The organism is Clostridium chromiireducens (assembly GCF_002029255.1).
Lineage (GTDB): Bacteria > Bacillota > Clostridia > Clostridiales > Clostridiaceae > Clostridium > Clostridium chromiireducens.
Window position 1 is genome coordinate 17,394 of record NZ_MZGT01000012.1, and the last position, 25,240, is coordinate 42,633.

The window sequence follows — 25,240 nt, forward strand, 5'->3', positions numbered from 1 at the left end:
CTCCCATTCTTAAATTATCTTCTCTATCTTCGAGGATAATTTACTAATCAATTGAATATGATGTCTGTATCTTGATTGAACTATTTATCCTTTTTAAGTTTCATTACAATTACCAAAATTTCGGCAACTGCTTGATATAAGTCTTGTGGTATGTCTTCATCAATTTCTACCCTATCATACATTAACCTTGCAAGAGGTTTATTTTCAATCACAGGAACATCATTTTCTTTTGCAATACTTTTTATTTTAAGAGCAACATAATCGGCTCCTTTAGCGACAACTTTTGGAGCTTCCATATTGGTCCCTTCTTCATATTTTATAGCTATTGCTAAATGGGTTGGATTTGTTATAACAACTGTAGCATCTGCTACAGATTTCATCATTCTTTTCATCCCCATTTCTCTTTGTTTCTGCTTTATTTTTCCTTTTAATTGTGGATCTCCTTCTGATTGTTTATATTCATCCTTAATTTCCTGTTTTGTCATCCTCATATCTTTATTATGCATTCTAATTTGAATGAAATAATCTGTTGCAGCAATAATTACAAGAACTATACATATTTGCTTAAAAATTCCTACCACTAAATTTTTTACTTCATTACTCAATGAAGGTAAATATAGATTAGAAATACCTAAAATATTTTGATAATTAGATGAAATATAGTTATATGCTATTACCGATACAATCGTTATTACCGTTAAGTTTTTCAGTAAGTCTACTACGCTTCTCTTTGAAAGCATATTTTTCATTCCAGATATAGGGTTCAACTTTCCAAATGACGGCTTTAAAGGCTCTTTTGTTATCAAAAATCCTGTCTGAAGCAAACTAGCAGCAATTCCACCAATCATTATAGGAATGGCAAAAGGAAAAAGGTAACTTGCTATTTTTATGAGAACTGTAATTACTAAATATGAAACCGTTGCTTGATTGAACTCAGTTAACATAGGTAATGATAGAAAATAAATAATTATATCTTTAAAACCATTAGTTAACATTCCCCAAAGTGAGCTAATAAGCAATGTACAAACTACCATTGTAATAGCAACTGATACATCTTTACTTCTTGCTATTTGTCCCTTATTTCTGGAATCTGATTTTTTCTTAGGAGTGGCTTCTTCTGTTTTATCATCACCTGCAAAAATTAATGCTACAGGAACTGCCGGTACTAAGTTTATTATTTCCCGGAAAATGTTCGGCAAATTATATATAGCAGTTCCGACTAATTTTAAAATTAATGGCATTAATATAATATATGTAATAAGTCCTAGTAAATTTTTAATAGGTACGCCAAAAATCATAATTGGAATTGTTGGTACTGTCCTCGAAATTAATCCCAAACATACATCGGTTATAACTATTATCAATACTAATGGTATAGCTATTTTTATCCCTAAAGCAAAAAAGTTAAAAATATTTTGCATAACACCCATTAATGTCTCTTGATATACTATAGTCTTACCTATTGGTACCACATTTGTACTTTCTACCAACATATTTATAACCACATGGTGGCCATCTACAATAAAAAAGAATGCAAGTGAAATAAAATATGATAGATTTCCTAATAATGTGGATGATGTATGAGTTGCCGGATCCAGTATGGATATCATAGAAAATCCTGCATGAATATCCATCCATTCACCTGCTAGTTTTACTATCTGAAAAACTAAATTAGTTATGTAACCTAATATCAATCCAGTCATTATTTCGCTTACTGCATAAAAAGCTAACAAATAACCACTGTTCATAGCATTCAATGTTGAATAATCTATTCCTGACATAATTCCGAAAGATAATATAAGAGAAAATGCCCCCTGCATTATTTGAGGCGTTCCAGCTGGAAAAAATATTTCAACTGCTATAAAATATGAAGTTATTCTTAAAAAAATTAAGAATAATGCAAGAAAGTAGGCTACATCTACCATAGCTCCTTACCTCCTTATGTAACAACTTTTGAGATTAAATCAAATATTCTATTAGTAAACGACATAATTGTTTCTAACATCCAACTTCCTAAAAATATTCCTACAACCGCAGCTGCTATCAATTTTGGAACAAAAGTTAGTGTCTGCTCCTGAATTTGAGTAGTTGCTTGTAGAATACTTATAACTAAACCTAGTACAAGAACTACTATTAATATTGGCGCTGAAACCTTTGCAGCTGTAACAATCGTATCTTTTACTACCGCATTAAGCATAGTTTGTGTCATACTATTTCACCTCACATAAAACTCTGTATCAATGATTTCACCAATAGGTACCATCCATCTACCATTACAAATAATATTAATTTAAACGGCAAAGATACCATAGTAGGAGGCAGCATAAACATACCCATTGACATTAAAACACTCGATATAACCATATCTATTACTAAAAATGGCAGGTATATTAAAAACCCTATTTGAAATGCTGTCTTAAGTTCGCTAATTGCGAAAGCTGGAATTAATGTAGTAAATGAAATATTTTCTTTTGTTAAGTTCTCTTTATCTGCTTTTCCTATTTCAACAAATAGTTCTAAATCTTTTTCTCTTGTTTGCTTAAGCATAAAAGTTTTTAAAGGTTTCGAAACTTCTTCAAATGCTTGGTCCTGATTTATTTTATTTTCTAAATAAGGTTGAATTCCATTTTTATTCATTTCATTGTAAACTGGTGTCATAATAAATAAAGTTAAGAATATAGCCAGTCCAGTTAAAATCTGATTTGGAACAGCCTGCTGTACCCCTATTGCACTTTTAAGAAATGAGAATACAACAACTATTCTGGTAAAAGCTGTCATCATTATTACAATTGATGGCAGCAACGCTATTATCGTAAAAAATATTAAGATTCTAATACTACTTACATAATCCTGCGGTGCACCATTATTATCTCCAAGAGAGATATTTAATTGTGGTAAATTTGTACTACTTGGAGCAGCATATGCATTTACTGTATGAAACATCATAATTCCTAGAGCCATCATGAGCGTAAATACAATCATTTTCTTATTTTTTTTCATGCTTCTCTCCCTTTGATTTTATATTCTTCACTATCTTAAAAAACTTTTTTTCTGATTTTATTAATAAGTCCTTATAATAATTTGTAATTTCTTCTGCTGCTTTTTTCTTATCTTGTTCAATTATAGACATTTCTTCTTTTGATAGTTCCGACAGTTTTTCCATATGTCCTGCACTACTAGTCATTACATATCCTTGTTCCCCTATTTTAACTATTAATATGGCATTTTCTTTAGTTATTTGCACTCTCTCAATAACCTTAATATATTTATTATTGTTAATTACATTAAATTTTGATCCCATTAACCTAAAACTTAAAAACATTAATCCTATTGTAACTCCTAGTGCAAATATGAGCTGCATAATCATTCCAAAAAATCCAAAATCCATTTTTCTTACCTACTGTACTATCATGCTTTTAAATCTTACATCAGTAATTTTGCCCTTAGTTAAATCCTTATTAATAGCATCAATTAATTGCTTCTTTATAGCATCTCTATTAACAACATTATTTAAATAATCTGCTTTCTGACTTTTAAAGAAAAATATAATATCATCTCTAACAACAACTTGATTAGCTGTTAGCTCTTCAAGAAGTTTGGTCTTGCTCTTATCATAGCCTATAGATATCTCTCCTTTAAAATATCTTTTTCCACCTTCATCAGCTAGATTAACAGTGAACTCTTGTAAATCTATATATGCATTTTCAACTACCACTTCTTGAGCCTCTACTGTATTTTTAGTTTTCATAAATAAATATACTCCGCCAAAAGTTGCTGCTCCAAGCACTAATAATCCTAATATAAATAGGACTATCATAGATCCTTTACCACCTTTGCCTGAATTCTCACCTTTTTCCTTATTTTTCCCTTTTCCAAATGCCATTGCTATCACTCCTTATTACTTGCAACAATTAAAATATCGATTTTTATATTTTGGGTTCAATTTAGATATTAACGATTAATTATAATTTATCTAAATTTTGTATGTAAATATCTTATTCTTATATTCTATAACTAATCTCCTTACCTCTTCTATACTTTCTAAAACTATATATTTTCTTCCATTAACCAAAGTAATTATGGTTTCAGGCACTTCTTCTATTTTTTCTATATGATCTGCATTTAAAATAAAGTGCTCATGGTTCATCCCTGTTACATCTATCATAAACTCTCACCCCTTTAAAATAATGTACAATTCACAATACATAATATAATAATATTATATATGCTTAATTTTTGAAAGATTTAATTATTTGAAAATAATACAACAATTATCTAATTATACATTGTGTATTGTGCATTACAAAAACTATAATTGTATATTTTGCTACTAATGAGTGTAAGTTGAGATTCCCCTCAACTTACACATCATTGTAATTATTTAATATTTTAAACTATCTCATTAATCCTGTAATTGTTTGAAGAATTTCATCACCAGTAGTTACCATCTTTGATGCAGCTTGGAAACTTCTAGTTGCTGTAATCATATCTGTAAATTGTTCTGTTAAATCAACATTTGAACCTTCAAGAGCGCCTTGTATAAAATCTCCAAAACCGTTACTGTTATCAGTAGTAGTTGTTGATGTACTGTTTGCGTCTAGTTTTCCAGTTTTAATTAGTTCTGTTCCTGAATTAGCGGATTTTTGAAGTAAGTTTCCCCCTACAGAAGTCAATCCTTCTGGATTCTTAAAATTAGCTAAGGCCATTTGTCCAATGGCACTTCTACTACCATCTCCAAGAATAACTGTAATAACACCATCCTTACCTATTTCAAATGTCTTAACTGTTTTACCATTTGCACCAGTCGAATCATAAACCGTATCAGGAACTTTTAATGGTTGTAATTTCCCTGCTACTGCTGATACAACAGATTTTTTTGAAGTAGGATCTACCTTGTCGGCATCAACAAACAAAATCTTTCCACTAGGATCGATACTATTAGTAGTTCCATCGGTCATTACATACCCCATAATTCTACGGCCATCAGAAGTCAGTAGATTACCTTCGTGATCTAAAGTTAAATTTCCATCCCTTGTGTATAGAATATCCATATCTCCTGTGCCTAATGCATTTGTAGTAGTATCTACTGTTGTTCCTCCATTGCTGCTATAATCTACAACTCCTGATCCAGTAATTAAATATCCATCTCCATCTATACATACATCTAATGATCTTCCAGTTGATAATGCATTTCCTTGTCCCATAACTTTATTTATACTTGCTAATTGTGCACCAAGTCCTACTTGTTTAGCATTTGTACCACCTTTTGTTGATGTAGGTGAAGTTGCTTCCCCTGCATTTTGATACAACATATCCTTAAACCTCGCACTTGAAGCTTTAAATGATGTTGTACCTACGTTTGCTATATTATTACCAATAACATCCAACTTTGTTTGATTAACCTTCATCCCGCTTATTCCAGCATACATACATCTTAACATAAACGTACCTCCCAATCATATTTTTTATTTTACTTGTTTCTATCGTTCAACAAGTTGAGGCTTCCTTTTAAGGTCCAGCCTATAAAATCACTACACTATCTACATTTGTAAATATATTATCTTTTGCTCTATCCTTTTCAACAGCTGTTATTAAAGTTTTGTTTTCAACACTAGCAATTAATGCCACATCCTTATATAACATAACTGTATTTTTTGAATTTTTATCCTTTGCTATCTCAAAACCCTTTTCAATTTGTTTCATATCTTCTTCTGTAAAATTAATTTCATTCAATCGTGAAGCAGCATGTTTTGATACAGTAAATCCTTCACTTTTGCTTTTGATATTATCTAATACATTTCGAAAGCTTGTCTCTTCTTTGTCAATAATTTTACTATTTCTAGTATCTCGAGGATTAACAATTTGACCAATATTTCCTACAGAGTATGCTTGACCATTAATAATTCTATAACTCATTTATACACCTGCTATTTTAGCCAAAGTTGCATTTTCTGCAGCTATATCATCGCTAGTTGTACTTGAAATAGTATTTATAGTCTCATTTGATGCATCTGCTTCTGTAGATGTTGCCGTATTGTTTGTAGTACTTGTGGAATCACTTGTAACTGACTCAGTCTCTGTATTTGTAGTAGAATCGCTTGTATTTGATCCTGTTTTACTTTCACTTGTTGTCGTAGTATTTAAGCTAACATTCATCTCATCATCAGTTAAATCACCAGCTCTTACTATATCGCCATAGTCATAGGTTTTAGTTTTCCCAGTTGAATTTCCATCATCATCCAAAACATCAACCTTTATTTTTACTGTTGCACTGCTAACAGTATCAATATAAGCACCTACAACTTTTCCTTTTATAAGTACAGTCTTATTCTTGTCATCTACTGTTGCTATAACGATATTTTGCTGTTTATCTGCTAAAGCCGAAGCTGCTAAAAAATCCGAATTAAGAGCTGCTCTGTTATTTGCAGTTGTATTGCTATCTGTTGTTTGTACACTTCCTATTATCTTAGTGACATCTATTTCTTCTTCTTTCCCATTAATTGTCATGGTAGCATAAGTCCCGCTAGACTTTTTTGTTATCTTAGTTACATAACCTTCAACATTTGTGCCATCATCATACTTCTCGTTTATTATTGCCTTTTTCCCAATCATTTGTTGGTAAGCATAATCTGACATAGTTGTATTTAAATTCTGCATTTGTTCCATCGATGCAAATTGAGCCATCTGTGCCACATATGCACTTGAATCTTGATTTTGAGTCGGATCTAAGTTGCTAAGCTGAGCTGAAAGAATCTTTAAAAATGCGTTCTTATCAAAAGTAGTAGTTGATTTTGTAATAAGAGTTCCTCTATCTGTTGTTGATTGTCCCACAGCTTGTGCTGCTTTAGAATTTTTAGCATTTGTTACAGCATCAGCCCCACTAATATAATTATGATTCATTTCTGTTCCTATAGACATAAGTTTCACCTCCTAAGCAAATAAGTCTAAATTGCTATCATTGAATACATCACTGGATTCTAGTTCACTCTCAACACCTATATTTTCATTGGATATAACATTGTTGCTTCTACTATCAGCTCCTTCTCTATTGTCAGAAAACTGTCTATCAAAGCTCTGTCCTCTATAGAATGTTGTATCATCTTGATAAAGCTCAATATTAACATCCGATATTTTTAGATTTTGCTCACCTAATTGTTTTTTGATATCTGACAAATTCTGCGAAAGTAAATCGGCTGTTTCTTTTGAATTTACCTTGAAATTAGCTTTCATCAGCCCATCTTCTTGAACTAATTTAATTGTTATCTCACCTAGATTGCCCGGATTAATTTTAACTGTCAATTCTTTAAGTGAGTTATTACTCATAAATTTGACATCCCTAATTAAATCATCTGTTAATGTAGCTTGATTAACTGTAAGTCCTCTAACATTGTTTACTCCCTGATTCTGAATAGCTGAAGTTCGTGTTCCAAATAAATTTATTTTATTCAATGAATCATCTTTATTGTCACCAACTAAAGAATTTAAAAACTTCTCCTCTTTTGAGATTCCATTACTATTTCCCTTTGAAGTTTCAGAATTATTACTATTAGTTGAACTTTCACTATTTTCTTGTGAGTAATTCTTACCTAACACATCTTCAAGATTTAATATTTTGTTATCTTTGTTTTCTCTACCATCTAATATATTAGATATTTCGGACATTAAACTTTTAATACCTTTTGTAGAATTTATATCACTATCTCCAAGCTTAGCGCTTAAATTACCTAAAATCTTCTCAATAGTTTTTAGTGAATTAACATCTAACTTATCTTTCACCGAATCATCTTTTAATAGTTCCATTATCTTTTCCATGATATTGCTCGTACCATTCGATGATTTATTATCAATACTTCCAATTAAAGCTTTCAAATCATTAGTATTAATATTTTCGTTTAATTTTAAATCTTCTTTCTTAATACCTAATCTAGTAAGTAAATTCAACAATTCTGTTAATATGTCACTTGCATTTTCCTTAGATGATGATTGACTTTCCTTTTCTAATTCCTCGAGCTTTTCCTTATCATCACCAACCTTGTTGGTATTAGTATCATTAACCTGACTTATTGATTCCTTATTATTAGAATTATCTATTTTTTTATTATGTTCTTGCTGATTAGATCTTGAATTTAATACTTTTTTAAAATCGTTACTCGAATGAATATCTTTTTTACTATCGATTTTATGAAATTCTGATATAGACTTATTATTTGAACTTGTATCTAATGATTTTAATAAATTATCAGCACTACTTTTTGTATTTACAATCATTATTTTCACCTCCTTTCACATACTATAACTATAAAAAATTTAATTATATATTCTTTAATTTTTTACATCTTTTGATTTCTTACATATGCATAAAGAGCTAATTCATCTAGATTTATTTGCTCTAGTCTATCTTGCTCCTTAATATATTCAGAATACTTTTTTTCTTTTAGCGTTTGTACAGTTTTTCTTTCCATTTGTTTTGCTGTTAAATCTTTTCTTCTTTGGTCAACTTCTTGATTTTTAATAACTAAATCCTTCTCAGCCGTTTTAATTCCATTTTGAACACCTTGAATATAATACCTTTTTAGTTTTTGGTACACTACATCCTCATTAGGTGTTATCCCCTTATACTTATTATAACTTGAGTTAAGTTCCTCTAGCTTTTCTTCTACCTTCTTTTTTTCTCTCTGACTTTCAGTAAATAATCTCTTGCTTTCTTCTTCATTAGTGACTCTCATTTCAAGAAGTTTTTCTAATCCAAATTTGAATCTTTCAGCCAAAACTAAACCTCCCTTTGCCAATTTTCACTATTAAGATACTTGTAATTATAATTAGTTTTAGCTGTTTACTAGCTAAAACTCTATAATTTCTATCTAAACATTGACATTAAAGTATTTTCTGTTTCTTTGTAACTTGATTTTTCATCAATTCCCTGACGTAAAAATTTATTTAGCGCATCATTATAACTAATTGCCATATCTATTTTTTTGTTACTTCCTTTAACATAAGCACCAATATTAATTAAATCCTCTGAATCTTTATAAGTTGCTAAAAGGTCTCTTGCGAGTGATGCAGCTTCTTTAAGCTCCTTGGGTGCGATCTGATTCATAAGTCTACTAACACTATTTAATATATCAATAGCCGGATAGTGATTCTTATGAGCTAAGCTTCTTGATAAAACTATATGCCCATCTAATATACCTCTAACAGCATCAGCTATAGGTTCATTAAAATCGTCCCCATCAACCAGAACCGTGTAAAAAGCTGTAATTGATCCATCTGACGATGTTCCCGATCTTTCCATAAGCTTAGGAAGTTTTGCAAATACAGAAGGAGTATATCCTTTTGTTGCCGGAGGTTCTCCAATAGCAAGTCCAACCTCTCTTTGAGCCATAGCAAATCTTGTTACAGAATCCATCATAAGGATTACTTTCTTACCATTATCTCTAAAGTATTCAGCAATTGCTGTAGCTGTTAATGCTCCTTTAAGCCTTATTAGGGCAGGTTTATCTGATGTAGCACATACTACAACAGATTTTTTCATCCCTTCTGGTCCTAAGTCTTTCTCTATGAACTCTAGAACTTCTCTTCCTCTTTCCCCAATCAATGCAATAACATTTACATCTGCTTCAGCTTCCCTTGCTATCATACCAAGTGTTGTACTCTTACCAACTCCACTACCTGCAAAAATCCCTATTCTTTGTCCATCTCCGCAGGTTAAGAATCCATCTATCGCTCGAACTCCTGTCGGCATTATTTCTTTAATTCTTTTCCTTCTCAAAGGATCTGGAGCATCATTTTCTAGTGGGTATTCCTCTCCATCTATAAAAAGTTCCTCACAGTCTATAGGCTTTCCAAGGCCATCAAGAATATGCCCTAGCAGCTTATCTGAGCATTTAACACTTAATGGTTTGTGTTGTGGTACCACTCTGCACCCCGGAGAAATACCTATAAGTTCATCAAGAGGCATAAGAATAACAAACTCATCTCTAAACCCCACGACTTCGCAATTTATTGGAACATTTTTCTGATTATATATAATACAAAGTTCTCCTATAAACGCTTTAATACCTTGTACTTCTATAGTTAGCCCTATTACCTTTTTAACAACACCTTCACTATATATTGTAGAGGTATTATTCACCTTTTTAATCAACTTGTTATAATCCAAGTTTAAATCTAGCATATAGAACTACTCCTTTATTTTTTTACACTTATCCAAGTATTGCCTTCCGCATTTGTTCCATTCCAGTTTCAATACCAACTTTAACTATCCCACTACCTTTTTCTAAAACAGCATTTCCTGGCTCCATAAAGTCATCAACTAATATGAATATTTCATTTTTTATACTGTATGCTATTTTCCATTTTTCTACTTGAGTTTTTAACTCTTCAGCATGAATGGAATTGACCCTCAAAATAACATTGTCTTCTCCTTTTGATATTTTAAAAGCCTCTTCAACAATTAAATTTAATGAATCTTCTTTACTTAGTGATTTTTGTAAAATGCTTTCTGCTATATCTAATGCTAATTTTAATACATCTGACTTTTTATCTTCTAAATACTTTTCATAGTTTTCATGAGCTGATCTTAAAAGAATCTCTGCTTTACTTACAATTTCTGCTGCTTCTGCTTTTGCTGTTTCAATTGTTTCATCATATGCTTTCTTATAACCATCATCATATCCATTTTCAAGGCCCTGAGCATAACCTTTTTCATAGGCTTTCTTTTCAGCAGCATTCGCATCCATTTGAGCTCTTAAGGCAATCATTTGTTTTTCCTGTTTTGCGTCTTGTATTATTCTTTGTCCAATATCTTCATAACGCTTTAGTAGTTCTTCTGGATCAACTTCTGGTTCCTTTACTACTACTACTTCTTCTTCGCTAACTACCTCAATTTCTTCAAATACTGGCATTTTAATATTATATTTAGTAGAAATAATTTTACTTTCCCCTTGTTTCGCCGAGGCTTTTTTAATTAAGTTATACGATGATTGCATCTTCTCCACCTCTTGCAATGATGATTTCATTTGCATCATCTAGCCTTCTAATAACAGCAACAATCTTCTGCTGAGCTTTTTCAACATCCGTAATTCTTACTGGTCCTAAGAATTCCATATCTTCTTTTAATGAAGCAGCAGCTCTCTTTGATTGGTTTCTATAAATACTGTTAGCCACTTCATCAGAACATCCTTTAAGTGCAAGAGCAAGATCTCCAGCTTCCACTTCTCTAAGAATTCTTTGAATAGATACGTCATCAAGTGAAACAATATCCTCAAATACAAACATTGAACTCTTAACTTTATCAGCAAGTTCTGCATCTTCTCTTTCTAAACCTTCAGTAATGTTCTTTTCAGTAGTTCTGTCAACAGCATTTAGTATACTAACTAATGTTTCCACTCCACCTAAACTTGTCATCTCTGTTCTTACTACTGAAGATAACTTGCTTTCTAATACAGCTTCTATTTCTTTAATTACCATAGGAGATGTATTATTCATGGTAGCAATTCTATATGCAACTTCACTCTGTGTTTCTTCTGGTAATTCCGCCATAACTTGGGCTGCTTTATCTGGTTGAAGATAACATAATATTAAAGCTATAGTTTGTGGCTGCTCTGATATAATCACATTTAACAATTGATGAGAATCCGCTTTTCTAGCAATTGAAAACGGTCTGTATTGAGCTGTGGCTTCTGATACCTTTTCCAATATCTCCCCCGCTCTTTGACTTCCTAATGCCTTTGACAATAATACCTTAGCATAGTCCATTCCGCCTTCAATTATATAATCTCTAGCTTTATTTATTTGTAAAAACTCATTTAATATTTCTTCTCTTTGCTCTGGTGTAACAGAAGTAATATTAGCAATTTCATAAGTTATCTTTTGAATTTCAGCTTCAGGTAATCTTTTTAATATACCTGATGAAACTTCTGGTCCAAGGGTTATAAATAAAATTGCCGCCTTATGAACTCCTGTTAATTGCTGGTGTTCTTTTGCCATAGCTATCACCTCTCATTTTCAGTCAACCATGACTTAATTATTTCTACAACTTGTTCTGGTTTTTCTTTTGCATATTTCTTAATTTCTTCTTCTAAATGAGACTTTTTAGTCTTAACTTCAAATTCTATTGGGTCAAAATCCTCTGGCTCTTTTGGTACTATACTATCGTCAATTAAAGTATTTAATAATTGTTCATTTTCAACTTTCTTCTTCTTTCTTCTTCTAGTTAGTAAGTAGATAATTATTCCGAGTAGTAATGCCCCTAGAACACTGGCAATTATTATCATTTGATTTCTGCTTGCTGTAGCTGCATCTGCATTCATAGAATCTATTTCTGCTTTAGCCGCTTGTTGCTCAGTTGTATCAAACGCCATTCCAAGTAACGAAACTTCATCTCCTCTAAGCTTGTTTAAGCCAATCGCATTTCCAATCGCGTTTTCAAGAGTTTGTCTAGTTGCATCATCCAAACTACCATCAACTACAACTGACGCTGTAAGTCTCTTTACTTCTCCTGGTGCACTTATAACCTTTGATTCGCTTTTACCAACTTCATAATTCGTCTTTTGATCTTCTTTAGTTGAAACTGAATTATTATTGTTATTTGTCGTTGCCTGATTACTCATATTATTATCTACAGGACTTTGGCTATTTGTTCCTGTTGTTGAATTATTTGATTCTTTCGAATTTTCTTGACTTACAATTACTTTATTGGGATCTACAACTGTTTGTGTCTTTTGTTTCGAATCAAAATCCAAATCCACGTTAACAGTTGCCCTTACTTTACCTTTACCTACAACTGGCTCTAATAAATTTACTATTTCTTTTTTTAATTTATCTTCATATACTTTTTCTGCATCTTGTTGTTTTGCAATTTCTTCTGAACTTACTTTATCCGTCTCACTAGAATTAATATCTTTTGTAAGTAATTTCATATTGTCATCTACTACATCAATATTTTCTTTTGGAATATTCTGCGTAGCACCTGATACCAATGCGACTATTGATTTAACTTGCTCTTCATTAAGTGTTGCGCCCTTTTTTATCTTTAAATAAACCGAGGCTTTACCTGGCTCCTTGTCCTTCACAAAAACAGAATCTTGAGCTTCAGTTATATGTACTCTTGCATCTTCCACTTGCGGAAAACTTTTTATAGTTTTCTCTAATTCACCTTGCTGCATTCTAACCTTTTTTATCTTAAACTCCTCATCTGTCATTCCAAATGAACTAGCATTATCCATAAGTTCATAACCCTTACTTCCAGATGTCAAAGTTGGTGCCAATTCTAATCTTAATGCATCTACTTGATCTTTCGAAACCCAAATTGTATTATTTGCACTATCAATCTTTGTATCAACTTTCTTTTCATTTAAAGTATTTACTACCGTTTGAGCATCTGTAGGATCAAGGTTAGAGAATAATACCTGATATTTATTAGAAGATGAATAAAAAAATGAACTTATTATTGCGATAATAACTGTTAAAACTGCAATTATAACAACAATCTTTATTTTCTTACTTTGGGATTTAAACTTTTCCAAAAGCCCCTTAACTTTTTCTAAAAGTTTTTTCATTATTTAGCTCTCCTCACCTTACTACAATTGCATCTTTGATAATTGGTTATATCCCTCCAATAACTTATCTCTAGTTTGAGCCAGAAATTGTAAACTTAAACTAGCTTCTTGGTTCTTAACCATTACTTCATCGATACTTACATCCTCTCCCCTAATAAATTTCGTTGAAGTTATATCGGCATTTACCATTTTATCATTGGTATCATCTACCGTTTTTTTCAGAACATCTCCAAAGCTAACGACGCTCATATTTTCACTTTTAGCTTTATTATCATTTATATTTTCAAACTTTTTATTAAATAAAATCTCGTTTTGTGCAAACCTGTTTTCTATTCTCATTTATAAATCACTCCTATTTCCCAATTTCTAATGCCTTAGAAAACATACTTTTTAAAGCATTAAATGTATCTACATTAGCTTCATAAGATCTTGTTGCTACCATCATATCCGCCATTTCATTTAATACATTTACATTAGGCATAGTAACATATCCATTTTCATCTGCATCAGGATGAGTTGGATCGTATATTTTTCTTAAAGGTGATGAATCCTTTTCAATTTTTACTGCTTTTACTCCGGCCATTTCTTTATTCGCGTCAAGCGCCTCTTGGAATACAGCTACCTTTCTCACATATGGGCCGCTTCCATCAGCACTTCTTGTAGTACTTGCATTCGCCATGTTTGCGGTTATTGTATCCATTCTTAGCCTTTCTGCTGAAAGCCCTGTTGCACTTATCTGCATCGAACTAAATGCGTTCATTTACATCCCTCCTTGTATATCTTCTGATAGAATTCTTCAAATGTCTTATTAACTTATAAATTTTGAAAATCTTTATGTTTCAACCACTGTACATTTACTTCATAACAGTTCTTAAATTATTGAACTTGCCATTAATCTCTGTTATTAATGCATTATATTTAAGAGTATTCGCCGCTTGATTTACTTTTTCTATATCTAAATCAACATTGTTCCCATCACTTCTCATACTAGTGCTTTTATCTTGCTCAATTGATATATTTTCCTTTTCTGAATTTGTGCTAGAAAAATGTAGGGGGTTTGTCCTTTTTAATTCTAACGCTGAGGAATTTTCGTTCTTTAAATTTTCTTCAAACACAACATTAAATCTCTTATAATCTTTAGTATTAACATTCGCCATGTTATTAGCAATTGTCTTAGCTCTAATATTTGATGCTTTAATTCCTGATTTAATCAAATCATATGTAGAATCAAAATTAATAGATTGTATACTCATAAATTCACATCCTTATTTATTCTCATTTAATATCATAAAATTCAAAAACTCTAACTAAAACATTAACCTTATATCCAAAATCATAACTTCAATTATTTGCTTAGAAGTTATATTATAATTTAATTATTTTACAAATAACTCATTAATAATTTAATTATAAAATAATTAAGACATTTTATCTATAATTTTTTTTCAAATCCTCTCCAAACTATTTACTATTATATGTTATTTATACATCGTTTGTAATTTTATTCCTTGATTCTATCAAATATGACATGACAACATATTCCTAAACTTTATTTCCTGTATACACATAAATAAAATACTAACGGCGCGCCATCTTTTCAAAATAAAAAAATGACTATTAATACATAGTCACCAAAATATAGAAAAAATTAATAAATATAAAATTTATTATAATAATTATACTTTGGCAACCTGACAATCGTAGAAAACAAACTTTCCCTTAGACTCATAGCTTTGCGGCCTTACTTTTCAATAAGTGTGCTAGTATCATTTATAATTTATAGTTCATAATTCATTCTTTTTATTATAAATCATTTAGTAAATTTTCACCACAATTATTTTCATATTTTCGATAAAATTCGTATAATTATAAATTAATATTTACATATATCTCATAAATATTTATAAATCAGTACAATAAAAATAAACTAATAGTAGATTATCCAATTCTACTATTAGTTTATTATTTAAATTATTACATTGCTACTGTCTTATTTAACATTACCTAGAATATTCAAACAATCTTTAGGAAAATTATTGCTTTGCGCCATTAATCCAATTGAAGAGTTAACCAATAATTGACTTTTTGAATAATTCATCATTTCTTCAGCGATATCTGCATCCCCTATTCTACTTTGAGTAATTTGAATGTTTATATCTTTATTACTTAAATAATCAGCTGTACTCTCTAATCTATTTTGTATCGATCCATATTTACTTCTTACTCTACTAACCATTTGAGTAGCTATATCAATGGCACCTACAGAGGCATCAACATTATTTATATCAAGTTCGCTAATGCCTAAATTTGATGCACTTACATCAAAAAAAGGTATATCAATACTCTCATCATCCATATTTCCAATACCACTTTTTATTATTTTTGTAGGCTCCAAATTTAAGCTTGTCGTACTAGAAACTGATAATTTAATACCATTAAATTCTGTATTGTTAGCTAGCTCATTTATATTTGATTTTACGTTGTCAATTTCACTTTGAATAATTTTCTTATCTTCAGCAGTTAATGCACTTGATCCAGCACTAACAGCTAGTTCTCTCATTCTATTCAAACTATCATTTATTTCCTGTAGTGAACCATCAAAAGTTTGAATCATAGAATTAGTATCTTGAATATTTTTACTTGCCGCATCATTTGTTAATACTTGTATTTTTAGAGTTTCATTCTTTCCTATATTATTAGGATTATCTTTAGCTGAGCTTAATTTGCTCCCCGTACTTATATTATTTAGCGCTTTAGCATTATCTTCAATTCTGTTTTTGTATGTTTTATATATACTCAACGAAAACATATTATGAGTAAGTCTCACTTTACAAAACCTCCTTTACTCTATTATTGTAAATTATACTCTTGCATCTATATTGGTACCTTTACTTGTATCTACAGCCATATTTGCATTCATCATATCTGTAATTTGAGTTGTTGCTGCTTCAACACCGCTATTCATAGCAATTTTCATAACTGATATTGAAATTGCATTTTGAAGTGATGCTTGATGCATCCCCATTGACATTGCACCTATATCCATAAAATCATATCCTTTCCTTGTTATAACTCCGTAATCTTTATTTAAAAATCAAATTAATAAATAAGTCTATTATTGAGGCTTACATCTAACTATAGTTTATTGTCGTAAATATTAAAGTTATCTTTAGCAATATGATTTCATTATTTTCTGAGTATTACCATAAACTTGAATTTCACAACTTATATTTCATCAATAAATTTTCAATTATTTATATAATCCTCTCAAAATAAAAATGTGCATAGAAATTATCTATCAAGTAACGATACTCATTCATTATCTATATTTTCATCAACTTTTCTGCTTTCTCCATCTAATGCTCTAATTTGCTCTGCTAAATTATTGAATTCCATATTTATAGATTCAATTTCATCAGCACTAAGATTAGATTCTTTTATAATCTCTGCAATCTGTCTCATTCTTAATAGCTTTTCTTCAATAACATCTAACATTCTGGTTCTATATTTGATCCATTGTAGCTCTGCTGTTAGCTCTTCTCTTTCATCCATATTTTATTACACATCCTTTAATTTAACTTGAAGCCTGTTGATATTAGTTACCTTATAAATTCACATACAAATATCTCGTTTATCTAAACTATTATTTAAATTTATATTATTATAAGCTGTTGAGTAAACAAAATTTATAAAAAAATAAATAAGCCATTCCTTTGTAATATGATAATTTCGCTAAAGCCCAAATACATCACATAAGGAATGACTCAAATATGATTACACCATCACAGATTAAAAACGAAAATGATAATTTCAAAATTTTGAAAGCTGTCAAAATAGCATTTACTAAACTAAATTCAAATATCAAAAATACTAAAGGCCGACCACGTAAATATTGTGACGAACAAATAGTTGCTTATATTTTATATGGTAATAAAAATAGTATATTCCGTCTAAGTGAACTTGAATATGAAATAAAATAAAATTATGTATTTCAATCTATAATTAATCTTAATCAAATTCCTGATTATTCTACATTTTCATTAAGAGCTAAAGCTTTAGAGAAACATATATACTATGGTATTTATTCTATGTTTATTGAATTTATCAATCCAGAAACTAGATTGTGTGCAATTGACGCTACTGCCTTAAGAATTTCAAAATACGATAGCGAAGCTAAATCCAGTAAATGTACACGTCTAAGATATTATTAAGGTTATAAATTACACTGTATTGTAACAGTTACTGATATTATTCCATTAGTTTTTTGATTTAACAACTGCTATTGTTCATGATAATCAAGTTCTAGATTTATCATATAAAGCTAAAATTTATAACCCATTTTTAATACTTGCTGATGCAGCATATCATTTAACTGAGTAGTTTGAAATTGCCACAAAACTAGAATTTAATTAATTAACTGATATAAATATGTGTAAAGCTAAAAGTATTGAGGCATTAATTGATAAACTATATGAAAATGCTTTGCTTTTCGAATCTCCTATCGCAGTAAATCTATATAAAAACAGGTTGAAAATGGAGCAATTATTCTCTGTATTAAAAGGTTTATATAACTTAGAAAATCCAAGACTTTATGGCAATCCCGATACGAACGTCATATAAAATTGGTTTTGTTAGCCTATTTAATAGATGAATTTAATAAAAAACAGATGGAAATAAAATCGATATAATATCCTTAAAATCTTTGATTCCTGAGAACACTTTCTCAAATAACCATTCATAAAAATTAATTATTCAACAACCTATATTAAAATGAATCTAATCTCTGTGATTATAATTATACTATATTAATTATAGGCATATAACATTCACTATTTTCTTCACGTCATCGGCAACTTAATAGGAATCATTCAATTCTTATTGCTAATTTTTAAATAACTTGATGGCTGAACAAGGAATATGACTTACTCTATCTTCTTCTTCTGGCAACTTCATATAATCTCCATAAATAGACTCTAAATACCAATCATAATTGGAGAAACCATAAAATAATTTTCCTTCAAACTCATACTCTGATAATTCTTCAAAAAGCTTGCGTGGAAAACCATACGAATGTTTTTTAGGGTGCGGAGAACACATGTGACAAATCAACTCTGTATTATTCTTATTACACTTTCTCGCTAATTTATTTTGAAATATAAAAATTTCGTCTCTCGAAATTAAAGATAACACACTATACCATTTTCTCATAAAATAATTCGGATGAACTACTTTCCCCGCTTCTGACCAGAGAATTTTTCTTATACCTAGGCATAAAAATTTATGTATTCGTCGAAATAGAACATTATCTGGTACTCCATCCATTATAAAAATATCTAAAAATACTCCATTCTTAGCTGGGATATGTTCATAACCCGCTCTAACATATTCTGTACCAATAAGTAATAACCTTGAATATCCCCAACGATAATATCTGTCTGTTGTATAATCTTGCAAAAAAAAACTAGTTTCATCCATTTCTTTCTTACATGCTTCCAAAAAGCGAGTATAATCGTCACGCATAATTACAACATCTGCATCTGTATCCCACGGAATAAATCCCTTGTGCCTTACTGCCCCTAAGAACGTTCCACCATCAATAGAATATTTTATGTTATACTTCCGGCATATCCTATCAAATTCTATTAAATTTTCCAAAATATTCAACTGCAAATTTCTCAACTCATCAGAAGTAAGTTCTAGTCTTGTAATTGTATTCTTCATCTTATATTTCATTGATAAACCTCAAATCTTCTTTAATCATAACAATAATCAATAAAAGTTCTCATGTATTCATCAAAGCTTCTTATCTCCATATCAATCAATTTATTCGCAAAAAAAGAATCCAAATAATCTTCTAAATTCAACGCCTTAATTACCGACGGATATATCACTAAGTCCTGGCTTCTTAAAGAATAATGAGTATCCAAGTATCTCTCATGTTTAAAGAATTTTTCTTGAATTTTCAGCACAGTTAAAATTCTTTTAGCACATTCTTTTAATAATTCATTATTAGGATGACCTGGAGCATAAAATAGCTGTCGCTCTTTCCAATGCTCTTCTATATAATCATACATTTTTACAGTGCAATCTTCCTCCCTCCTTTTTAATTCATTCAATGACTTCTCACCTGTTTCAAGTATATCATCTAAACAGTAAAAATTTTCATCGCTTATTTTACTAATTATTTCGTCTGGAGTATATTCACCATGTTCCATCATTTGATCCACATTTTTATCTCCATATGGAAATAACCCTCTAAAGCTAATTTCTTTTAATGGTTTGGCGTTTGGTTGCTTACACTGTGGCCAATATCCCACAAAAAACATGTTAGCTATTATTATTTTTTGACAATCTTCCCTTAATTGAGACACAATGTATTCTGTTGCAAATTCTTTTGCAAATTCATTATTCAATAATATTTTTTGTGAAATAAATAAATCACATAATTGCCATAATTCAGGCATAGCAATCGCCGCCAAATTAACACCACTTCTAGCTTCACAAACACGAGGAATCTGTATAAAAATAAAATTTCTATTAAATTCCTTGTTGCTTTCCAAATATCTTTGAATACTTGTGGTATTACAATTCCCATTGATAATTGCTAGCTTTTTTCCTCGAGTCATCTTTCGTACTATTTGTACTAAATCAAACTTTATTCCCATATCTTTAATCTTAACAAGTTTCATCCAATCAATGTACGTATTCTCAATAATCCAATAAGGAAAATAATCCTTAAAGAATTCATATCCCATACTATCTATTTGAAGAACAATTTCTTCCCAGTATTTTTCACTAGCAATAATAATCAGGTCCTTTTTTGAAATTTCCTCAAGACTTAATACCGGCTTATTGTAAATAGTTTTCACAATGCCTTTTACCATTAAATTTTCAGTCCAACCACGAACATTATGTATGTGTCTCAATTTATAATACAGTTTTCTTGCAGTATTTCCAGTTCCCCATATAACTATATTCTTTTCAGTCTCAAACAACATTGAAATCCTCCCATTACTAACATTCTAAATTTTTTCAAAATTCAATAGTACCTGATACGGATAAAAATATCTAGAATCATTTAATCTAAATCCATATTTCTGCACCAATGTAATTAATTCTGCCGTAGTATATTTATTCACAAACCCTTCAGTTTTTCTAAATCCACATTCCGGTCTTAGCTCAAACGCATTATAAGATATTATAAATTGATTACAGCATAAGCTAATTTCATTTATAAACCACTCTGTATCAACTATATATTCAAAAACACCACTCACAAAAGCTGTGTCTACTTTCTTTTTAGGAAATTCTCGATTATTAAAATCACATACGATAGTATCTTCTTTTCTCTTTATATAATCTACACCTACATAGTTTATCGTTGGCCTTAAGTATTTTTTTAATTTTTCTTGCCCACAGCCTAAATCAAGGATAACTTGAGCAGATTCATCAATAAATTGAGACATTGCTGCAATTCTATCATTCCACCTTGAACTATTATTAACGGATACTTCTTTACTTTCTTCTCGCTCTTTCCATGCTTTTGGTAAATACACATCTATGTCATTCTTCATACAATAATATTCAAGCGAACCAAAATGTACATTTTCTTGAAGCCCAATCTTTTTTAATGTTACAGTCATCTCTTTATAGAAAACAAAAGTATTGACAATAACAAAGATATTATTAAAATCTTCTTCTAAAAGCTTTTCTGGAGTATATATCATCTTTCCAAACAGCATATTATTTTTTTTATTTTCATCGCTATCAATAAAATATTCTATAAATTCATAAAAATTAGAATTTGTTTTAATTTGGGTTACAGTTCCTGTCCCAAAAACGATTATTTTTTTCTTACTAAAGCACTTTCTCTTCTCAATATAGTAAATCTTATTATCAATAAACTGATTTATATATTCATTTAACGATGTATATGTAGTTTCTTTATAATCATTAAAGAATTTACGATCGTACCCTTGATTGATGGCATTTTCAAGCTCATTTACTATATTTATTGCATTACACTTATCTATCTTAAAGAATCTATTAGTTGCACTTATAGTCTTACCAAAGAATTCCAATTTAGGGTTCCATACTATTCCAATTGTCGGTATATCTAATGAATATGCAATTATATTTGCATGCATTCTCGCAGCAATTATACCCTTAAAATCAGAAATAGTTCTTACAAATTCCTCATCATCTACTGGAAGCTTTATGATTTTATTGCTTATCTCCCCACTTCTTCCTATATATTCAAGGATCCTTACTGCAAATTCATAGTCTACTTCCAATCCGTTAGTAAACAATACCCATTCTTCTTTTTTTTCTTCAAGTTCAGATATAATTCTACTCCAAAGTTCTAATTGGCGCATCTCATTAAAATCTATACCGTTGTCTTCAAAAACACCACTTCTTATTACTCCAATTCCAATTATATTAGAGAATTTATTCTTTCTTATGTTATATACTTCACTTGTCCATACTGCCGAATCAGCTACCTTTAATGATTTTATACGTGAATTATCTGTAATAAACTTTTCATTTAATAAATCAATATCATCACGTGTAGAAATGAACTTCACGCAACTACGATTTAATGCTCGTATTAATATTTCACATTCTTCATTATCTCGGTATCCCTCAATTCCTACTGCATTAAATATAACACTTGTACCTACTACATCAGCCAACATAGTTACCTCATTAATATGCTTAACAATAGTCTCATATTTATCAGAAATCAATCCCCCTCCTGCAAAAACCACTAAATCAGCCTCACAAATTTCTTGCCTATATCCCCCACTAAATAAATCCCTAGAAATCAAATCATATTCAACATCTTTTTCTTTTAATATCTTATTTAGAATATACCTGGTAGAATGTCCAATTACAGCATCACCTAAGTTTTTCCCTGTCTCTAATACTAAAATTAATACGCTTATCCGCTTAATCATAAATCACTATTCACTCCCTATACCCAAAAATTCAATAACACGTTTGCTATTTTCTCCATCTTGATATTTATGAACAAAATCACAAATCTCCTTACGCTTTTCTTTATATCTATCCTCAGTATTTGCAATATCTGAAATAAAATTAAACAAATCATTTTTTGTTAGCAAATGATGCCCCGGCATAAATTCCAAGGGATTATCCATTGCAAATCCTAATTTGTATTCTTTCATATCATCAATCGCATATGCAATAGGCTTATTCAATAACATATAATCAAAACTTACTGATGAATAATCTGAAATAAGTGCATCTGTGTCTTTCATTAATTCATACAAATTTATATTCTTGTCAAGTAAAGTTTGTGATAAAACAAACTTTATATTGTCATACTGATTTAAATCATATACGGATAACCTTTGAAACGGATGTGGTTTTACAACCAATATCATATTTAACTCTCCTAACAAATTATTCAATTGTTCAAAATCCTCTTTTCCCTCTAATAAAGGTAACCCATGAGCAAATATCCTTTCTGAATCTTTTCGCTCAGACCAACTTGCTTGACGCATAGTCGGCATCCAAATAATAATTTTCTGATTCTTATCAACTGAAACTACTTTATCAATCACTCTATTCTTAGAAAATAAGATATCATTTCTTGGACAGCCACAAATAAATATTTGATCTTCAAAAGCTCTTGTTTGATCACAAACACCAGCTATACACTTTTCTGATGGACATAAAACATAGTCTACCATCCGCGAAGTAACTATAATGCCTTTTGATTTCTTCAACGAATATGCTCCATGTCCTAGAAAAACTAACTTTTGTTCATCCCGATATTTAGGTATAGGTGCACTTTCATAGAATATATATTTTGCCGTTGAAAAATAGTAAACATATTTCAGAATTTCTTTGATTGATGTTGAATATTTCAAACAATTTCTAACTATATATTTTTCCTTTGTAGTATCCTTACACTTAATATCACTATTAACAATCCATACCAATTTATATTTTTTCATAAGGCCAGCTGAAACTAGATAATCTCTTATTGCATAGCTATTTTCATAAAAATCACCTGGTCCTTGAAATAGTAATGTGTTACTTAATGGAAACTTTTTAGCGAACCATTGAAAAAATGATGCTATTCCTCTTTTCTCATTTGGGTAAAAGTAACATTCTACATTTTTCAATTTTTCTGACATCATTAACTGCTTAGCAATTTCATCAGAATAATATTTATTTGAAATTAAAATAACATCATTACTCTTTATATTTTTAGTTAAATAATCATACGAATGAATGATAACATCTTTTCCATTCAAATTCATAATATTTCCAACTTTATTCTGGTCATTATCGACAATATATTTAATATATTTTTCAAAATAAAAATATCTATAATTACTACACAATGATTTCAATGCATTCCCAGCACCAAAACAAATTATTTCCCTATTCTTTATTATTTTATTTAACTTATGTATAGTGCATTTCTTAATTTTCATCCAACAACCTCTAATTTTTTTCATTCTTATTATTGATTTCAATCACCATCTATAATTCTAACTCAATATTCGCACATTTTCATAATTATGCTGATACTATTTTTAAACACTTTCAATTATAAATTGCCAATAAACTCGTTAAATTTAAGATTATTTCGCCTATCCCATTTTATATTTTCTCTAATTACTTTTGCAGCATTACCCGCAATAATGCAATTTGGCGGAAACTCTCCCTTTACCAGGCTATTAGCACCGATAACACTTCCTTCTCCAATATCAGAATTAAATAATATAGTTGTCGCCATACCTATCCATACATGATTACCTATTTTTACATACTGCTCATTGCATAGAGATAGATTCTTTTCTTCAATCATATCAAATATACTATGCCCATTATCTGATCGAATTCGGATTCCATCAGATAGCATACAATCATTTCCTATATTAATTGGTGCATTTTTTTCGCATACTAAATACAAATTGCTAGTAACTGTAAATGAATTTCCTATAACTAGCGTTTCTCTACTACATATATAAGAATCATGCCCAACACTACAATTATCTCCTAAATAAACAGCTCCATTTTCAATATATATGTAATCATTACAGCATCTAAAATTACTTCCAAACTTAATTGTAGAACCATATTTCAATTCAATTTGAATACTCCCATCAACGCGGAACTTACTACCAATGAAAACTTTATTATTATAGCCTGTAAATTTAATATTAACACAATCAATTCGTCCATTTGAAATTATCACATTTCCATTATAATCAGAATAGTATCCAGATACTGATATAATTGTAACATCATAATCGATATAAATATAATCTGAGTTCTCCTCATACCCATTTTCATTAAGAAAACTTAATATCTCCTCTCTTCGAGTTAGTGGTATTATAACAAACTTATCCCTACCCCCTCCTTGCTTTAGAATCTTGGGTTCATAAACTTGTAAATCCCCAAAACAATTACCACACTTCTTAGAATCAATAAACGCGCTAACTGAAAATTTATTTTTAATTAAGAAATCATATATATACTTTCCTTGTTCATAAGCTCCCCAAATATATATTTTTCTTTTATTAATTGTTTCGCGTAATTTATTTATGTCTACAAAATCAGTCCAATTTTTGTTCATTTCATTTATCATATTTTTTCCTCTACCCATTGCCTCAAAGCTTGTTCTCATAAACAGATGTTAA

27 protein-coding genes and 1 riboswitch are annotated in these 25,240 nt (G+C 30.1%); of the genes, 1 reads left to right on the forward strand and 26 read right to left on the reverse strand.

Features of this window, described 5'->3' with window-relative positions:
* Positions 1–80: 80 nt before the first annotated feature.
* The 21 genes from CLCHR_RS05625 to CLCHR_RS05725 form a co-directional block, all read right to left on the reverse strand.
* The gene (locus CLCHR_RS05625) at positions 81–1,925 is read right to left on the reverse strand and encodes a fused FliR family export protein/FlhB family type III secretion system protein (RefSeq protein ID WP_079438723.1); all 1,845 of its coding nucleotides are present in this window, start codon (positions 1,923–1,925) and stop codon (positions 81–83) included.
* Between the two features lie 14 nt (positions 1,926–1,939).
* A complete protein-coding gene (gene fliQ / locus CLCHR_RS05630) occupies positions 1,940–2,209 on the reverse strand; it encodes a flagellar biosynthesis protein FliQ (RefSeq protein WP_079438724.1) in 270 nt (89 codons plus the stop codon).
* 11 nt (positions 2,210–2,220) lie between these two features.
* Complete coding sequence (fliP, locus tag CLCHR_RS05635) at positions 2,221–3,000, reverse strand: flagellar type III secretion system pore protein FliP (protein WP_079438725.1); 780 nt, start codon at positions 2,998–3,000, stop codon at positions 2,221–2,223.
* Positions 2,987–3,388 (reverse strand): FliO/MopB family protein, encoded by a 402-nt coding sequence (locus tag CLCHR_RS05640; RefSeq protein WP_079438726.1) that lies wholly within the window; start codon positions 3,386–3,388, stop codon positions 2,987–2,989. Before CLCHR_RS05640 ends, fliP begins: the two co-directional genes overlap by 14 nt.
* Before the next feature lie 9 nt (positions 3,389–3,397).
* The gene (locus tag CLCHR_RS05645; protein ID WP_079438727.1) at positions 3,398–3,883 is read right to left on the reverse strand and encodes a flagellar basal body-associated FliL family protein; all 486 of its coding nucleotides are present in this window, start codon (positions 3,881–3,883) and stop codon (positions 3,398–3,400) included.
* Positions 3,884–3,973: 90 nt separating this feature from the next.
* Positions 3,974–4,165 carry a flagellar FlbD family protein gene (locus tag CLCHR_RS05650; RefSeq protein ID WP_079438728.1) on the reverse strand — a complete coding sequence of 64 codons (192 nt, stop codon included), beginning with the start codon at positions 4,163–4,165 and terminating at the stop codon, positions 3,974–3,976.
* 229 nt (positions 4,166–4,394) lie between these two features.
* On the reverse strand, positions 4,395–5,441 hold the full coding sequence (locus CLCHR_RS05655) for a flagellar hook-basal body complex protein (RefSeq protein WP_079438729.1): 1,047 nt from the start codon (positions 5,439–5,441) through the stop codon (positions 4,395–4,397).
* A gap of 79 nt (positions 5,442–5,520) precedes the next feature.
* Positions 5,521–5,916, reverse strand: coding sequence for a flagellar biosynthesis protein (locus CLCHR_RS05660; protein ID WP_079438730.1), 396 nt, complete (start codon positions 5,914–5,916; stop codon positions 5,521–5,523).
* Entirely contained in the window at positions 5,917–6,918 is a 1,002-nt protein-coding gene (locus tag CLCHR_RS05665; protein WP_242965993.1) for a flagellar hook capping FlgD N-terminal domain-containing protein, read from the reverse strand.
* 12 nt (positions 6,919–6,930) lie between these two features.
* On the reverse strand, positions 6,931–8,268 hold the full coding sequence (locus CLCHR_RS05670) for a flagellar hook-length control protein FliK (protein WP_079438731.1): 1,338 nt from the start codon (positions 8,266–8,268) through the stop codon (positions 6,931–6,933).
* A 62-nt stretch (positions 8,269–8,330) separates the two neighbouring features.
* On the reverse strand, positions 8,331–8,768 hold the full coding sequence (fliJ, locus tag CLCHR_RS05675) for a flagellar export protein FliJ (protein ID WP_079438732.1): 438 nt from the start codon (positions 8,766–8,768) through the stop codon (positions 8,331–8,333).
* Positions 8,769–8,857: 89 nt separating this feature from the next.
* Positions 8,858–10,174, reverse strand: coding sequence for a flagellar protein export ATPase FliI (gene fliI / locus CLCHR_RS05680; RefSeq protein WP_079438733.1), 1,317 nt, complete (start codon positions 10,172–10,174; stop codon positions 8,858–8,860).
* A 28-nt stretch (positions 10,175–10,202) separates the two neighbouring features.
* Positions 10,203–10,988, reverse strand: coding sequence for a FliH/SctL family protein (locus tag CLCHR_RS05685; protein ID WP_079438734.1), 786 nt, complete (start codon positions 10,986–10,988; stop codon positions 10,203–10,205).
* Positions 10,972–11,988, reverse strand: coding sequence for a flagellar motor switch protein FliG (gene fliG / locus CLCHR_RS05690; protein ID WP_079438735.1), 1,017 nt, complete (start codon positions 11,986–11,988; stop codon positions 10,972–10,974). Before fliG ends, CLCHR_RS05685 begins: the two co-directional genes overlap by 17 nt.
* A gap of 5 nt (positions 11,989–11,993) precedes the next feature.
* Complete coding sequence (gene fliF / locus CLCHR_RS05695) at positions 11,994–13,559, reverse strand: flagellar basal-body MS-ring/collar protein FliF (protein WP_079438736.1); 1,566 nt, start codon at positions 13,557–13,559, stop codon at positions 11,994–11,996.
* Between the two features lie 21 nt (positions 13,560–13,580).
* Positions 13,581–13,898, reverse strand: a complete 318-nt coding sequence (fliE, locus tag CLCHR_RS05700) for a flagellar hook-basal body complex protein FliE (RefSeq protein ID WP_079438737.1) — start codon at positions 13,896–13,898, stop codon at positions 13,581–13,583.
* 13 nt (positions 13,899–13,911) lie between these two features.
* Positions 13,912–14,319: a flagellar basal body rod protein FlgC gene (gene flgC, locus CLCHR_RS05705; protein ID WP_079438738.1), complete on the reverse strand. Its 408-nt coding sequence runs from the start codon at positions 14,317–14,319 to the stop codon at positions 13,912–13,914.
* A gap of 94 nt (positions 14,320–14,413) precedes the next feature.
* Positions 14,414–14,812 carry a flagellar basal body rod protein FlgB gene (gene flgB, locus CLCHR_RS05710; RefSeq protein WP_079438739.1) on the reverse strand — a complete coding sequence of 133 codons (399 nt, stop codon included), beginning with the start codon at positions 14,810–14,812 and terminating at the stop codon, positions 14,414–14,416.
* A gap of 429 nt (positions 14,813–15,241) precedes the next feature.
* A riboswitch (cyclic di-GMP riboswitch) is annotated at positions 15,242–15,331 on the reverse strand.
* 218 nt (positions 15,332–15,549) lie between these two features.
* Entirely contained in the window at positions 15,550–16,386 is an 837-nt protein-coding gene (locus tag CLCHR_RS05715; protein WP_079438740.1) for a flagellin, read from the reverse strand.
* Positions 16,387–16,419: 33 nt separating this feature from the next.
* Positions 16,420–16,605, reverse strand: coding sequence for a YjfB family protein (locus CLCHR_RS05720; protein WP_079438741.1), 186 nt, complete (start codon positions 16,603–16,605; stop codon positions 16,420–16,422).
* A 266-nt stretch (positions 16,606–16,871) separates the two neighbouring features.
* Positions 16,872–17,111 (reverse strand): hypothetical protein, encoded by a 240-nt coding sequence (locus tag CLCHR_RS05725; RefSeq protein WP_079438742.1) that lies wholly within the window; start codon positions 17,109–17,111, stop codon positions 16,872–16,874.
* A gap of 218 nt (positions 17,112–17,329) precedes the next feature.
* Between CLCHR_RS05725 and CLCHR_RS25130 the strand changes: the two genes are divergently transcribed.
* On the forward strand, positions 17,330–17,539 hold the full coding sequence (locus CLCHR_RS25130) for a hypothetical protein (RefSeq protein WP_242965994.1): 210 nt from the start codon (positions 17,330–17,332) through the stop codon (positions 17,537–17,539).
* Positions 17,540–18,440: 901 nt separating this feature from the next.
* On the opposite strand, the gene CLCHR_RS05735 is transcribed toward CLCHR_RS25130, so the two are convergent.
* The 5 genes from CLCHR_RS05735 to CLCHR_RS05755 form a co-directional block, all read right to left on the reverse strand.
* On the reverse strand, positions 18,441–19,292 hold the full coding sequence (locus CLCHR_RS05735; RefSeq protein ID WP_079438743.1) for a LicD family protein: 852 nt from the start codon (positions 19,290–19,292) through the stop codon (positions 18,441–18,443).
* Positions 19,293–19,312: 20 nt separating this feature from the next.
* Positions 19,313–20,557 carry a WcbI family polysaccharide biosynthesis putative acetyltransferase gene (locus CLCHR_RS05740; protein ID WP_079438744.1) on the reverse strand — a complete coding sequence of 415 codons (1,245 nt, stop codon included), beginning with the start codon at positions 20,555–20,557 and terminating at the stop codon, positions 19,313–19,315.
* A gap of 24 nt (positions 20,558–20,581) precedes the next feature.
* The gene (locus CLCHR_RS05745) at positions 20,582–22,516 is read right to left on the reverse strand and encodes a polysaccharide pyruvyl transferase family protein (protein ID WP_079438745.1); all 1,935 of its coding nucleotides are present in this window, start codon (positions 22,514–22,516) and stop codon (positions 20,582–20,584) included.
* A 6-nt stretch (positions 22,517–22,522) separates the two neighbouring features.
* Positions 22,523–24,052: a CDP-glycerol glycerophosphotransferase family protein gene (locus CLCHR_RS05750; RefSeq protein WP_079438746.1), complete on the reverse strand. Its 1,530-nt coding sequence runs from the start codon at positions 24,050–24,052 to the stop codon at positions 22,523–22,525.
* Between the two features lie 92 nt (positions 24,053–24,144).
* Entirely contained in the window at positions 24,145–25,227 is a 1,083-nt protein-coding gene (locus CLCHR_RS05755) for an acyltransferase (protein ID WP_079438747.1), read from the reverse strand.
* Positions 25,228–25,240: the final 13 nt, after the last annotated feature.

Bases quoted from the DNA above. Each gene is read 5' to 3' on its own strand.
- CLCHR_RS05670 (WP_079438731.1), bottom strand. From the start codon at position 8,268: ATGATTGTAAATACAAAAAGTAGTGCTGATAATTTATTAAAATCATTA.
- CLCHR_RS05660 (WP_079438730.1), bottom strand. From the start codon at position 5,916: ATGAGTTATAGAATTATTAATGGTCAAGCATACTCTGTAGGAAATATT.
- CLCHR_RS05655 (WP_079438729.1), bottom strand. From the start codon at position 5,441: ATGTTAAGATGTATGTATGCTGGAATAAGCGGGATGAAGGTTAATCAA.
- fliE (WP_079438737.1), bottom strand. From the start codon at position 13,898: ATGAGAATAGAAAACAGGTTTGCACAAAACGAGATTTTATTTAATAAA.
- CLCHR_RS05625 (WP_079438723.1), bottom strand. From the start codon at position 1,925: ATGGTAGATGTAGCCTACTTTCTTGCATTATTCTTAATTTTTTTAAGA.
- fliG (WP_079438735.1), bottom strand. From the start codon at position 11,988: ATGGCAAAAGAACACCAGCAATTAACAGGAGTTCATAAGGCGGCAATT.
- CLCHR_RS05745 (WP_079438745.1), bottom strand. From the start codon at position 22,516: ATGATTAAGCGGATAAGCGTATTAATTTTAGTATTAGAGACAGGGAAA.
- CLCHR_RS05740 (WP_079438744.1), bottom strand. From the start codon at position 20,557: ATGTTGTTTGAGACTGAAAAGAATATAGTTATATGGGGAACTGGAAAT.
- CLCHR_RS05725 (WP_079438742.1), bottom strand. From the start codon at position 17,111: ATGGATGAAAGAGAAGAGCTAACAGCAGAGCTACAATGGATCAAATAT.
- CLCHR_RS25130 (WP_242965994.1), top strand. From the start codon at position 17,330: ATGATTACACCATCACAGATTAAAAACGAAAATGATAATTTCAAAATT.
- CLCHR_RS05735 (WP_079438743.1), bottom strand. From the start codon at position 19,292: ATGAAATATAAGATGAAGAATACAATTACAAGACTAGAACTTACTTCT.
- fliP (WP_079438725.1), bottom strand. From the start codon at position 3,000: ATGAAAAAAAATAAGAAAATGATTGTATTTACGCTCATGATGGCTCTA.
- CLCHR_RS05750 (WP_079438746.1), bottom strand. From the start codon at position 24,052: ATGAAAAAAATTAGAGGTTGTTGGATGAAAATTAAGAAATGCACTATA.
- CLCHR_RS05650 (WP_079438728.1), bottom strand. From the start codon at position 4,165: ATGATAGATGTAACAGGGATGAACCATGAGCACTTTATTTTAAATGCA.
- CLCHR_RS05755 (WP_079438747.1), bottom strand. From the start codon at position 25,227: ATGAGAACAAGCTTTGAGGCAATGGGTAGAGGAAAAAATATGATAAAT.
- CLCHR_RS05720 (WP_079438741.1), bottom strand. From the start codon at position 16,605: ATGGATATAGGTGCAATGTCAATGGGGATGCATCAAGCATCACTTCAA.
- CLCHR_RS05685 (WP_079438734.1), bottom strand. From the start codon at position 10,988: ATGCAATCATCGTATAACTTAATTAAAAAAGCCTCGGCGAAACAAGGG.
- fliQ (WP_079438724.1), bottom strand. From the start codon at position 2,209: ATGACACAAACTATGCTTAATGCGGTAGTAAAAGATACGATTGTTACA.
- fliF (WP_079438736.1), bottom strand. From the start codon at position 13,559: ATGAAAAAACTTTTAGAAAAAGTTAAGGGGCTTTTGGAAAAGTTTAAA.
- flgB (WP_079438739.1), bottom strand. From the start codon at position 14,812: ATGAGTATACAATCTATTAATTTTGATTCTACATATGATTTGATTAAA.
- fliI (WP_079438733.1), bottom strand. From the start codon at position 10,174: ATGCTAGATTTAAACTTGGATTATAACAAGTTGATTAAAAAGGTGAAT.
- CLCHR_RS05640 (WP_079438726.1), bottom strand. From the start codon at position 3,388: ATGGATTTTGGATTTTTTGGAATGATTATGCAGCTCATATTTGCACTA.
- flgC (WP_079438738.1), bottom strand. From the start codon at position 14,319: ATGAACGCATTTAGTTCGATGCAGATAAGTGCAACAGGGCTTTCAGCA.
- CLCHR_RS05665 (WP_242965993.1), bottom strand. From the start codon at position 6,918: ATGTCTATAGGAACAGAAATGAATCATAATTATATTAGTGGGGCTGAT.
- CLCHR_RS05645 (WP_079438727.1), bottom strand. From the start codon at position 3,883: ATGGCATTTGGAAAAGGGAAAAATAAGGAAAAAGGTGAGAATTCAGGC.